This window comes from Pseudomonas sp. GL_117 (assembly GCF_057835125.1).
Window position 1 is genome coordinate 1,695,794 of sequence record NZ_CM174418.1, and the last position, 11,592, is coordinate 1,707,385.

The 11,592-nt window shown below is 61.1% G+C and carries 12 protein-coding genes; 7 read left to right on the forward strand and 5 right to left on the reverse strand.

Going from position 1 to position 11,592, the window contains the following annotated elements; genetic code table 11:
• Positions 1-6 precede the first annotated feature (6 nt).
• Both AC3ISR_RS07615 and AC3ISR_RS07620 read right to left on the reverse strand, forming a co-directional pair.
• Complete coding sequence (locus AC3ISR_RS07615; protein ID WP_463984416.1) at positions 7-990, reverse strand: Bug family tripartite tricarboxylate transporter substrate binding protein; 984 nt, start codon at positions 988-990, stop codon at positions 7-9.
• A 34-nt stretch (positions 991-1,024) separates the two neighbouring features.
• A complete protein-coding gene (locus AC3ISR_RS07620) occupies positions 1,025-2,317 on the reverse strand; it encodes an OprD family porin (protein WP_463984417.1) in 1,293 nt (430 codons plus the stop codon).
• Between the two features lie 235 nt (positions 2,318-2,552).
• Between AC3ISR_RS07620 and AC3ISR_RS07625 the strand changes: the two genes are divergently transcribed.
• Together AC3ISR_RS07625 and AC3ISR_RS07630 are read left to right on the forward strand one after the other, a co-directional pair.
• Complete coding sequence (locus AC3ISR_RS07625) at positions 2,553-3,224, forward strand: response regulator (RefSeq protein WP_010212220.1); 672 nt, start codon at positions 2,553-2,555, stop codon at positions 3,222-3,224.
• On the forward strand, positions 3,217-4,602 hold the full coding sequence (locus AC3ISR_RS07630) for a sensor histidine kinase (protein WP_192299169.1): 1,386 nt from the start codon (positions 3,217-3,219) through the stop codon (positions 4,600-4,602). The genes AC3ISR_RS07625 and AC3ISR_RS07630 overlap by 8 nt, the downstream gene beginning before the upstream one ends.
• Here AC3ISR_RS07630 and AC3ISR_RS07635 read toward each other — a convergent pair whose 3' ends face one another.
• Together AC3ISR_RS07635 and ygfZ are read right to left on the reverse strand one after the other, a co-directional pair.
• Positions 4,603-5,424, reverse strand: a complete 822-nt coding sequence (locus AC3ISR_RS07635) for an HDOD domain-containing protein (protein WP_192299168.1) — start codon at positions 5,422-5,424, stop codon at positions 4,603-4,605. It lies immediately after the preceding gene.
• Positions 5,425-5,460: 36 nt separating this feature from the next.
• The gene (ygfZ, locus tag AC3ISR_RS07640; RefSeq protein ID WP_192299167.1) at positions 5,461-6,402 is read right to left on the reverse strand and encodes a CAF17-like 4Fe-4S cluster assembly/insertion protein YgfZ; all 942 of its coding nucleotides are present in this window, start codon (positions 6,400-6,402) and stop codon (positions 5,461-5,463) included.
• Between the two features lie 140 nt (positions 6,403-6,542).
• Between ygfZ and AC3ISR_RS07645 the strand changes: the two genes are divergently transcribed.
• Together AC3ISR_RS07645 and AC3ISR_RS07650 are read left to right on the forward strand one after the other, a co-directional pair.
• Positions 6,543-6,797, forward strand: coding sequence for an FAD assembly factor SdhE (locus AC3ISR_RS07645; protein ID WP_014717362.1), 255 nt, complete (start codon positions 6,543-6,545; stop codon positions 6,795-6,797).
• On the forward strand, positions 6,781-7,230 hold the full coding sequence (locus AC3ISR_RS07650; protein ID WP_192299166.1) for a hypothetical protein: 450 nt from the start codon (positions 6,781-6,783) through the stop codon (positions 7,228-7,230). Before AC3ISR_RS07645 ends, AC3ISR_RS07650 begins: the two co-directional genes overlap by 17 nt.
• Here AC3ISR_RS07650 and nadB read toward each other — a convergent pair.
• The gene (gene nadB, locus AC3ISR_RS07655) at positions 7,199-8,815 is read right to left on the reverse strand and encodes an L-aspartate oxidase (protein WP_489324672.1); all 1,617 of its coding nucleotides are present in this window, start codon (positions 8,813-8,815) and stop codon (positions 7,199-7,201) included. The genes AC3ISR_RS07650 and nadB overlap by 32 nt on opposite strands.
• Before the next feature lie 463 nt (positions 8,816-9,278).
• On the opposite strand from nadB, the gene rpoE reads away from it, so the two are divergent.
• Genes rpoE through AC3ISR_RS07670 form a run of 3 tightly spaced genes read left to right on the forward strand, consistent with a single transcriptional unit; the run spans position 9,279 to position 11,458 of the window.
• Positions 9,279-9,860, forward strand: a complete 582-nt coding sequence (gene rpoE, locus AC3ISR_RS07660) for an RNA polymerase sigma factor RpoE/AlgU (protein ID WP_003172477.1) — start codon at positions 9,279-9,281, stop codon at positions 9,858-9,860.
• A gap of 32 nt (positions 9,861-9,892) precedes the next feature.
• Entirely contained in the window at positions 9,893-10,480 is a 588-nt protein-coding gene (locus AC3ISR_RS07665) for a sigma-E factor negative regulatory protein (protein ID WP_003172479.1), read from the forward strand.
• Between the two features lie 15 nt (positions 10,481-10,495).
• Positions 10,496-11,458 (forward strand): MucB/RseB C-terminal domain-containing protein, encoded by a 963-nt coding sequence (locus tag AC3ISR_RS07670; protein WP_192299160.1) that lies wholly within the window; start codon positions 10,496-10,498, stop codon positions 11,456-11,458.
• Positions 11,459-11,592 lie beyond the last annotated feature (134 nt).

An 11,592-nucleotide genomic window follows, 5' to 3' on the forward strand; every position in this document is an offset into this window, starting at 1 on the left:
GGGCATTTACTGGATCAAGCCAAACTCTTTGGCCAGCACTTTGTAGTCAGCCACCTGTTTCTTCACGTAGGTGTCCAGCTCCGGGCCGGTCATGGCGAACGGGAACAGCTCGCGCTGGTCACGCAGCTTGGCGAACTCGTCGGAGGCCAGCAGTTTGTCGAACGCATCTTTCCACCAGGCGTAGTCGGCATCGCTGACTTTTGGCCCGAGGTAGAAACCGCGCACCACTGGCCAGACGATGTCGTAGCCTTGCTCTTTGGCCGTCGGAATGTTCTTCATTTCCGGCTCGTCCAGGCGCTCTTCGGAGAACACCGCCAGCAGGCGCATGTCACCGCTGAGGATGTGTGGCATGGAGTCGGAGATGTCGGTACTGCCCACCTGGATGTGACCGCCGAGCAGGGCGGTGGCGATTTCACCGCCGCCTTCGAGGGCCACGTAGCGCAGCTCACGCGGGTTGATCCCGGCGGCCTTGGCGATCAGGGCGGTTTGCATCCAGTCCTGGCTGCCGACGGTGCCGCCGGAACCGATGACGACACTGCTCGGATCTTTCTTCAGGGCTTTGACCAGATCGTCGAGGGTCTTGTAGGGCGAATCGTTTTTCACTGCGATGGCACCGTAGCTGGTGCCGACCGCTGCCAGCCAACGTACGGCGCTTTCATCGAAACGGCCGAACTTGCCCTGCGCCAGGTTCAGCAGCGAACCGCTGGACCAGGCCACCAGGGTGCCGGCATCCGCAGGGCGCTGCGCGACCACCGCGTTGTAGGCCACCGCGCCGACGCCGCCGGGCATGTAGGTCACGCGCATCGGCTTGCTCAGCAACTTCTCGTTGACCAGCGCGCTTTGCGCCAGTTTGCAGGTCAGGTCGAAACCACCGCCGGGGGAGGCCGGGGCGATGCATTCCGGGCGCTTGGGTTCTTCGGCGGCCAGCAGTTGGCCGGCGAACAGCATGCAGCCGGCGGCGAGGGCCAATTTACGCAGTGAAGGGGTCATTTTCTATCTCCGTCATTGTTGTTATGAGTGGCTGTTACCAAAGCGCAATGCTGTAGCTGACCAGCACGCGCATTTCATCCGCATCACGGGCTGAATAGTTGGAGCGGTACGTGGCGTTACGCAGGCGCACGGCCACATCCTTGAGCGTGCCGCTCTGTACGACGTATTTGATCTCGCTGTTGCGTTCCCACTCTTTGCCGGTGTCGCCGTTCTTGAGCTGGATGTTGTCACCCGAGATGTAGCGGCTCATGAAGCTCAGGCCGGGAATCCCCAGTTTGGCGAAGTCGTAGTCGTAGCGCGCTTGCCAGGAGCGTTCTTCGGCGCCGGCAAAGTCGTTGATCTGCACGAAGTTGACCAGGTACGGGTCGCTGCCATCCACATACGGAAACGCATTGTCACCGGACATGTGCTGGTAGCCGGCGCTGAGCTTATGGCCATTGAGGGCATAGCTGAACAGGCCGTTGAGGGATTTGTTGTCGATCTTGCCGCCACGGGCGCTACCGGTGTCATCACTGATGGCCAGGCGCAGGTCGGTGGAGAAGGTGCCGGGGCCCATCGGGCGGGCGGCGACCAGGCCGAGGAAGTGCTGGCGGTACACGTCATCGAGCTGGGCGAAGTGGTAGCTGCCGGTGATCTTGTCGGCGAATTTGTAGTCCACGCCACCGAAGTTGAAGTGCTTGCCGGTGGCGCCACTGACGAAGCGGCTGTTTTTGTTGTTGAGGGCGATGTCTTCGTAATTGGTGTCGTCGCGGTCCTTGGCTTTGTCCAGGCGGCCGCCGGTGAACACCAGGTTCTTGAACTCCTTGGAGGTGACCAGGCCGCCATTGAAGGTTTGCGGCAGGATGCGTCCGTCGTTGGGCTTGAGGATCGGCAGTTCGGGGGCCAATGAGCCGATCTTCAGCTCGGTGGCAGAGATCTTCACTTTACCGGTCAGGCCCAGTTTGGCGTATTCGTTGGCGGCGCGGCCGTCATCATGGGTGGGCAGCAGGCCGGTGCCGGTACGGTCGGGGCTGGAGTCGAGCTTGACGCCGAGCATGCCCAACGCGTCCACGCCAAAGCCGACGGTGCCGTCGGTGTAGCCCGATTGCAGGTTGAGCATGAACCCCTGGGCCCATTCGTCGCGTTTGGATTGCTGTGCACTGGTGCCGTCGCGGAAGTCGCGGTTGAAGTACATGTTGCGGGTTTCCAGGGTACCGCTACTGTCTTCGAAGAAGGCAGCCTGGCTAAGCGGCGAAAAGCCGGCAAGGGCAGCGGCGCTGGCAAGGGCGGTCTGGGTCAGGCGGGGAAAACGCACAGGCGAGAATGCCTGGGGCTGTGTCGACAGCATCGTGGTGTACTCCGTTATTGTTCTTATTTTGACGAAAACGCTTCGAGGCGTTTTTCGGGCGCTGCGGCTCAGGCAGCTCAGTGGGCAAAGACCACCGTGTCTGGATGCTAAAGGGCGAAGCTTTCACTAACCTTTCAACCACCTTTCAATGTTTTCGGGCTTCACAGGGCAGGTTGCGCCTGTAAACTGCCCGCCAAAGCGTGGCGTCGACCACCCCTGAACGAGGTACAAATCCATGCGTGTCCTGTTGGTTGAAGACCACCTGCAACTCGCCGAAAGTGTTGCCCAGGCGCTCAAGAGCACGGGGTTGACCGTCGACGTGTTGCACGATGGCGTGGCCGCGGACCTGGCCTTGAGCAGCGAGGAATACGCGGCGGCGATCCTCGATGTGGGGCTGCCGCGCATGGACGGTTTCGAGGTGCTCGCACGCTTGCGGGCGCGTGGGAAAAACCTGCCGGTGTTGATGCTGACCGCGCGCAGTGATGTGAAGGACCGCGTGCACGGCCTGAACCTCGGCGCCGACGATTACCTGGCCAAGCCTTTTGAACTGACGGAACTGGAAGCGCGGGTCAAGGCGTTGCTGCGGCGCAGTGTGTTGGGCGGCGAGCGCCAGCAGGCGTGTGGTGTGTTGGTCTATGACCTGGATACCCGGCGCTTTACGGTGGGGGGCGAACTGATGACGTTGACGTCCCGCGAGCAGGCGGTGCTTGAGGCGCTGATTGCACGTCCGGGGCGGGTCATGAGTAAAGAGCAGCTGGCGTCCCAGGTGTTCGGCCTGGACGAAGAAGCCAGCCCCGATGCCATCGAAATCTACGTGCACCGTCTGCGCAAAAAACTCGATGGCCAGCCCATCGCCATCGTGACCTTTCGTGGCCTCGGCTACCTGCTGGAAGCGCGCGATGCATAAACCCAGCAGTTTGCGCTGGCGCCTGTTGTGGAACCTGGCGCTATTGCTGGTGTTGTTGATGCTCGCCAGCGGCATGAGTGCCTACTGGAACGGGCGCGAGGCCGCTGACACCGCCTACGACCGCACCTTGCTCGCCTCGGCGCGGACCATCGCCGCCGGCCTGACCCAGGTCGACGGCACCCTCAGTGCCAACGTACCGTATGTGGCCCTGGACACGTTTGCCTACGACAGCGCCGGGCGTATTTACTATCAGGTCAATGATATTGATCAGAAGCTGATTTCCGGCTACGAAAACCTTCCCGGCCCGCCACCCGGCACGCCGCGCACTGATGATTACCCGGCGTTGGCGCGATTCTACGACGCCACCTACCTGGGCCAGCCGGTGCGTGTGGTGAGCCTGCTCAAGGCGGTCTCCGAGCCAAACATGAACGGCATGGCGGAGATCCGCGTGGCCGAGACCGACGAAGCCCGTGTGAGCATGGCGCGCAGCCTGATGGCTGATACCTTGCTGCGCTTGGGCATGCTTGCCGTCGGTGCCTTGCTGTTGGTGTGGTTTGCCGTGAGCGCCGCGTTGCGCCCGCTGGAGCGTTTGCGCACCGCCGTGGAAGAGCGCCAACCCGATGATCTGCGGCCGCTGCCGTTGGTGGAAGTGCAGCATGAATTCGGCCCGTTGGTGCGTTCGCTCAATCATTTCACCGAACGCCTGCGTGGCCAGTTCGAGCGCCAGGCACAGTTTATTGCCGACGCGGCCCACGAGCTGCGCACACCGCTGGCGGCGCTCAAGGCGCGCTTGGAGTTGGGCCTGCGTGCCGAAGACCCACCGACCTGGCGCAGCACCCTGGAAAGCGCGGCCCAGGGCACGGATCGCCTGACCCATCTGGCTAATCAGCTGTTGTCGCTGGCGCGTATCGAAAACGGTGCACGGGCGATTGCCGAGGGCGGTGCGCAACTGCTCGATCTGAGCCAATTGGCCCGGGAGCTGGGCATGGCCATGGCGCCGCTGGCCCATGCACGCGGTGTGGCGTTGGCGTTGGAGGCCGATGAGCCGGTATGGCTGCGCGGCGAGCCGACGCTGTTGAACGAGTTGTTGAGCAACCTGGTGGACAACGCCCTGGCCCATACACCACCGGGTGGCAATGTGATCTTGCGGGTCACGGCGCCGGCGGTGCTGGAAGTGGAGGACGATGGCCCGGGCATCCCGCTGGATGAGCGCGACCGGGTCTTCGAGCGCTTCTACCGCCGCAGCCAGCAGGGCTTGGGCTCTGGCCTGGGGCTGGCGATTGTCGGCGAGATCTGCCGCGCGCACCTGGCGCAGATCAGCCTGCACGATGGCGAACTGGCGGGATTGAAGGTGCGGGTGAGCTTTATCGCCGGTTGATCAGTAGAACATCGAGCGTGCTTCATCCAGCTCGGCGCGCAGGGCTTCGCTGTACGGATCGACGCGCAGCTTCTTGAGCGCGGGGAGTGTGGAAACCACCACATCCGCCAAGGGGTGGTCGGTGCCGCGATGGCAATACAGCATGGCGATTTGCACCAGATCGATGTAGTCGAGGCTGGCGGAGTCACGTTCAAGGTTCAGGTATTGCCCCGGCAGGCTGGCCAGCATCTCCGGGAAATCCCAGCCGTGCAGCAGCTTGTCGCCGAGCAGTGGGTGGATGCTGTCGATCACGTGGTTGAGGGCGATCGGGTCCGATAGCAGTTCGTAGTGGTCCTCGGCGTAGGTCAGGATCGGCAGCACACCGATCTGATGCACCAGGCCGCCAAGGGCTGCCTGGTCCGGCTTGAGCTGGCTGTGGCTGCGGCACAATGCATAGCTGACGCCTGCCACTTCGAGGCTGCGGCGCCAGACATCGCGCATCTTTTGTTCGACCGTTTCGGAGCGGGCGTGGAAGATCTGTTCCATCACCAGGCCGATGGCCAGGTTGCTGCTGTAGTTGGTGCCCAGCCGGGTGATGGCGGTGTGCAGGTCGGTGACTTCCTGGGTCGCACGCAACAGCGGGCTGTTGACCACTTTGATCAGGCGCGCCGACAGCGCGGTGTCGCGCCCGATCACTTTGCTCAAGTGGCTGATGCTGATTTCCGGGTCTTCGGCGGCCTGGCGAATTTGCAGCGCCACTTCGGGTAATGTCGGCAGAACCAGATCATCGTTGCCGATGGCCGTAATCAAAGCCTGTTGGACTTTTTCCGCCAGCTTGTTCATTCAGGATCTCTAGGGTGTTGCCAAAAGGTACGGCGATTAACGCTGGATCTCTCGATCGCGGTCGAGTGTGTATGGCAGGTCAAGCAGGTGCAGGGCGGGGCCTTCAAGGCTGCCTAGATGCACATCGCCACTATCGGCAGCTTCGGCTTGCAATACGGCCAGAAGTTCAATCGTCTGGTCAGCTTTTGCTGCAATCACCACTTCGCCGATCGAGCTGTTATGGCTGGGCGAAAACAGCGGGGTGCCTGGCTCGGGTGTTTCAAGCGTATCCAGGCGCAAACGGTACAGGCGGCGTTTGAGTTTGCCCAGGTACTGCATGCGCGCGACGATTTCCTGGCCGGTGTAGCAGCCTTTCTTGAAGCTGACGCCGCCGATGGCTTGCAGGTTGAGCATCTGCGGGATGAACAGTTCGCGGGTTTGCGCCATGACCTGGCCGATGCCGGCGCGGATCTGGCCCAGCAGCCATTCGTTCAGGTCGGTTTCTTGCGCTTGCGCAGCCAATTGGGCGCGCACGGTGTCGGCGTGCTCGACGGGCACCCAGAGCTCGGCGCGCTCGGGCGAAACCCGAATCGCGATCAAGTGCTCGGTGCGTGCAACGCTGTCGGTCTCGGCTGGCAGTTCAAGGCCGAGGGCGGTCAGTGCCGGATCCGCACCCATCAGGCCGAAACGCACCCAGGCGGCGCTTTCGTCGGTGAGTTTGGATTTGGAGAAGACGGCGTATTTCTTCAAGTCGGCCAGTTGCGGCTCCAGCAGCTCGGTGGCCATGGCCAGCAACACGCCGTCACCTTGCAGCAGGATGCGAAAGCTCGATTGCATGCGCCCTTTTTGCGTGCAGCGCGCGCCGAGGCTGGCCTGGGTATCGCTCAGGTAGTTGAGGTTGCAGGTCAGTTGCCCTTGCAGGAACTTGGCAGCGTCGGAGCCGCGGACGGCGAGAACGCCTTCGTGGGACAGGGGGCAGAAGAAAGCGGAGTCAGCCATGGGTCATCGCAGGTCAAAAAGTCATGGGTGCATCATAGAGGGGCGCCCGGCAAATGGATAGTTTCCGTATGGGGCGACCAAAGCCGACTGTTCGGGTGCGGCCGGGCCTGTATACTTGCCGCCTATTTGAGGAGCGTTCCATGGTCGAAGATGTTGAAATCAATCGCCTCTACTGGCACAGCCGTCGTGGCATGCTGGAATTGGACGTGTTGTTGGTGCCTTTTACCAAAGAGGTTTACGCGACGCTCAATCAAGTGGACCGCGACCTCTATGTGCGGCTGCTGACGTGCGAAGATCAGGACATGTTCGGCTGGTTCATGGAGCGCGCCGAATCTGAAGATCCGGAGCTGCAGCGCATGGTTCGGATGATTCTGGATCGTGTCCAGCCCAAGTAATCACGCCTTTGAATGCCGCTGGCAGGCCTCACGGCTGTTGCTGGCGGCGTATCTCCTTGCCCAGCTATTCGCGCTGGGTGCGCTTTTGTTGCTTGATCTGTCCTATTCCAGCCTTGGTCTGTTGGTGTGCCTGGCGCATGCCGCCTGGGTCTTGCCGCGTCATATCCTGCTGACTCACCGTTCGTCGATTCGTGGCCTGCGCCGCGACGCAGACGGTTGGCACCTGTTCAGCGCCGAGCGGGGTTGGCATAGCGTGCAGTTGCGCCCCGACAGCCTGGCGTTGCCGCTGATCGTGGTGCTGCGCTATCGCGTGCCGGGGCAGTGGTGGGTGCGTTCGATCTGTGTGCCGGGTGATTCGCAGGCAGCCGATGTGCATCGGCGCCTGCGGGTGCGCTTGAAGTTCAGTCGCCGTAGGTGGTTGGCACCAGGATAGTGTCGTGGGCTTCGGGCAGCATCTCGGGGTAGTCGAGGGTGTAGTGCAGGCCGCGGCTTTCCTTGCGTTCCATGGCTGAGCGGATCATCAGTTCCGCGACTTGGGCCAGGTTGCGCAACTCGATCAGGTCGCGGCTGACTTTGTAGTTGCTGTAGAACTCGTCGATCTCATCCAGCAACAGCCGGACCCGGTGCTGCGCGCGTTGCAGGCGCTTGTTGGTACGCACGATCCCCACGTAGTCCCACATGAAGCGCCGCAGCTCGTCCCAGTTGTGGGCGATGATCACGTCTTCGTCCGAATCGGTGACCTGGCTTGCGTCCCAGCGGGGCAGGGCATCCGGCACGGGGATGCGTGGCAGTTGTTCGAGGATGTCCGCCGCCGCCGAGCGGGCGTAGACGAAGCATTCGAGCAGCGAGTTGCTGGCCATGCGATTGGCGCCGTGCAGGCCGGTGAAGCTGGTTTCGCCAATCGCATACAGGCCGGGCACGTCGGTGCGGCCATTTTGGTCGACCATTACGCCGCCGCAGGTGTAGTGCGCGGCCGGGACGACCGGGATCGGGCCTTTGGTGATGTCGATGTTGAAGGCCAGGCAGCGTTCGTAGACGGTGGGGAAGTGGGTCTTGATGAAGGCTTCGGGTTTGTGGCTGATGTCCAGGTACACGCAGTCGATACCCAGGCGCTTCATTTCATGGTCGATGGCGCGGGCGACGATGTCCCGTGGGGCCAGTTCGGCGCGCGGGTCGAAGCGTTGCATGAAGCGTTCGCCGTTCGGCAGTTTCAGGTGTGCGCCTTCGCCGCGCAGGGCTTCGGTGATCAGGAAACTCTTGGCCTGCGGGTGGTACAGGCAGGTGGGGTGGAACTGGTTGAATTCCAGGTTCGCCACCCGACAGCCCGAACGCCAGGCCATGGCGATGCCGTCGCCGCAGGCACCGTCAGGGTTACTGGTGTAGAGGTAGACCTTGGCCGCGCCGCCCGAAGCGAGAATGGTGAAGCGCGCACCGTAGGTGTCGACTTCGCCGCTGCCACGGTTGAGCACATAGGCGCCGAGGCAGCGATCGCCTTCCAGGCCCAGGCGTTTTTCGGTGATCAGGTCGACGGCGACGCGTTGCTCCAGCAATTCGATGTTGGGGCGTTGGCGGGCTTGGTCGAGCAGGGTCTTGAAGATCGCGGCGCCGGTGGCGTCGGCGGCGTGGATGATGCGACGGTGGCTGTGGCCGCCTTCACGGGTCAGGTGGAATTCGAAACCGCCGTCATCGCTGCCCGCGTGTTCATCGCGGGTGAACGGCACGCCCTGGTCGATCAGCCATTGGATCGCCTCGCGGCTGTGCTCCACGGTGAAGCGCACCGCGTCTTCATGACACAGGCCGCCGCCGGCGTTGAGGGTGTCTTCGACGTGGGATTGCACGGTGTCGGTGTCATCCAGCACGGCAGCGACGCCGCCCTGGGCCCAGAATGTCGAGCCGTTGGCCAGGTCGCCCTTGCTCAGGACCGCAATGCGCAGATGGCTGGGGAGGGTCAGCGCCAGACTCAAGCCGGCCGCGCCGCTACCGATCACCAGGACATCGTGTTGAAACTGTTGGCTCATTAGAAGGATTCCGCAAAAAGCGATCCAAAGGGCAGGCGCAGACAGGACGCCTGGATCGGCGAATCAAAGGGGCACACGGGCTACTAGTATATAGAGGGGGGGAGCGGCACAATAGCCGGGCATTCGTGGCAATGTGAGATTACGGTGCACGGCTCGGGTAAAATCAGCTGGTTATTGAAGCGGGAACTTTTTGCATAAGCCTCGACTCAATAGCAGGTTGCCCGAAAGCTGGGAAAACGTTGAGTTTATTGGCCCGTCGGGAGCATTGGACGCGTCAGAAAACCGGCGACAAGATTATTCGCGCAGCCGGCGTTGCCCGTGCTGCGTTTTTCGTGTGTGCCAAATCAGTGCGTGCCGGAAACTTGCTTGAAGGGGGAGAACTTTTGCGAAAAGACCGAGTCTATGTTTGCAAGCCTGATCGTTTAGTTATGCAAGCCTCCTTCAAGTACAACGAGGAGTGTTCATGCTAACCCAGGAAGAGGATCAGCAGCTGGTCGAGCGCGTTCAACGCGGCGACAAGCGAGCTTTTGATCTGCTAGTGCTGAAATACCAGCACAAAATTCTCGGGTTGATCGTGCGGTTTGTGCACGACACCCATGAAGCGCAGGACGTTGCACAGGAAGCCTTTATCAAGGCGTACCGTGCACTAGGCAATTTCCGCGGTGACAGTGCGTTTTACACGTGGCTGTACCGCATCGCCATCAACACGGCGAAGAACTATCTGGTCTCTCGCGGACGCCGCCCACCGGATAGTGATGTTAGTTCAGAAGATGCTGAATTTTACGATGGTGATCACGGCCTCAAAGATCTCGAGTCGCCGGAGCGTGCATTGCTGCGCGACGAGATCGAAGGCACCGTTCATCGCACCATTCAGCAACTGCCAGAAGATTTGCGTACGGCGTTAACTTTACGTGAATTCGATGGTCTGAGTTACGAAGACATTGCGAGCGTCATGCAGTGTCCGGTGGGGACTGTAAGGTCACGGATTTTCCGGGCCCGGGAAGCCATCGATAAAGCCTTGCAACCGTTGTTGCAAGAGAACTAAAGACAGCGGCGACAGCCAAGAGAGGAACCGCCATGAGTCGTGATGCCCTGCAGGAATCGCTGTCCGCAGTGATGGATAACGAAGCGGATGAACTGGAACTTCGTCGAGTGCTCAACGCATTTGATGACGCCGAAACCCGTGATACCTGGTCTCGTTACCAAGTCGCTCGGGCGGTGATGCACAAGGATCTTCTAATCCCTCGTCTGGATATTGCTGCGGCCGTTTCTGCCGCTCTGGCTGATGAAGCCGTTCCGGCAAAAGCTGCACGTGGTCCATGGCGTAGCCTGGGTCGCCTGGCAGTCGCTGCCTCGGTGACTGTTGCAGTGCTGGCGGGTGTTCGCCTGTACAACCAGGACGAAATAGCCGGTGCCGAACTGGCCCAGCAGACCCAGCAGCCGGTCATGGCCGGTCCGCAAGTCAAAGGCCCAGCGGTATTGGCCGGCTACAAGGAAAGCTCTGACACCACCGGCCCGATGGCCAACGGTGTACTGCAAGGCCAATCCGGCTGGCAGGACCAGCGTCTTCCAGGCTACCTGCGCCAACACGCACAGGAATCGGCTCTGAAAGGCACTGAAAGCGCGCTGCCTTATGCTCGCGCCGCAAGCCTGGAAAACCGCTGATTCGTAAGGAGCTCTATGCGCGCCATACCGCTCCTTACGCTTTTGCTCAGCAGTTGGTTTGCACTCCCCGCCCACGCCGATGAAGCCCAAGACTGGCTGACTCGACTTGGGCGTGCAGAGCAGCAGCAAAGCTTTCAAGGTACGTTCGTCTACGAGCGTAACGGCAGTTTTTCCACCCATGACATCTGGCATCGTGTCCAGGATGGTCAGGTCCGTGAGCGGCTCTTGCAGCTCGATGGCTCTGCCCAGGAAGTCGTGCGGTTGGACGGCCGTACTCAGTGTGTCAGCGGCACCCTTGTCGCAGGCCTTGGCAATTCGCGTGATGCACCGTCACGTGCGCTTGATCCGCAAAAACTCAATGAATTCTATGAACTGGCCGTCATCGGCAAGTCCCGCGTGGCCGGTCGTAATGCAGTGATCGTCTCGATCACGCCCCGTGACCAATATCGTTACGGCTTCGAGCTGCACCTGGACCGTGATACCGCCTTGCCACTCAAGTCCCTGCTGCTCAATGACCAGGGGCAGTTGCTGGAGCGTTTTCAGTTCACGCGTTTAAATACGTCGACCGTGCCGGGTGATCGCGATTTGCAACCCAGCAGCGAATGCACGCCTATCGCCGCAGCTGGCGCTAGCGCGCCGCAAGTCCCGACAACCGAGAACTGGCATATGGAATGGTTGCCGCCGGGGTTTCAACTGACCAATAGTGCAGCGCGCACCGATACCCAGACGAAAGCAACGGTCGATAGCCTGATGTATGAAGACGGGCTGGCGCGCTTCTCGGTATTTCTTGAGCCGATCAACGATGCAAGCGTCACTGAAACCCGCACCCAATTGGGGCCTACAGTCGCCGTCTCGCGGCGCCTGAACACGGTGGACGGCGAGATGATGGTGACGGTTGTCGGCGAAATTCCGATCGGTACTGCTGAACGCATCGCACTGTCGGTGCGCGGCGAAAAAAAGACCGCCGCCCAGCCGTGAGTTGTTAATCCTATGTTCATCCTGAGCTTTCAATGTTAAGCCCATGCCGGGTCGGTTGCCGAGAGCATGAAATGAATGGATCAGCATTTTCACTTGCAAAAATCCCCCATGTTTTTTATAGGTCAGGGCTTGTC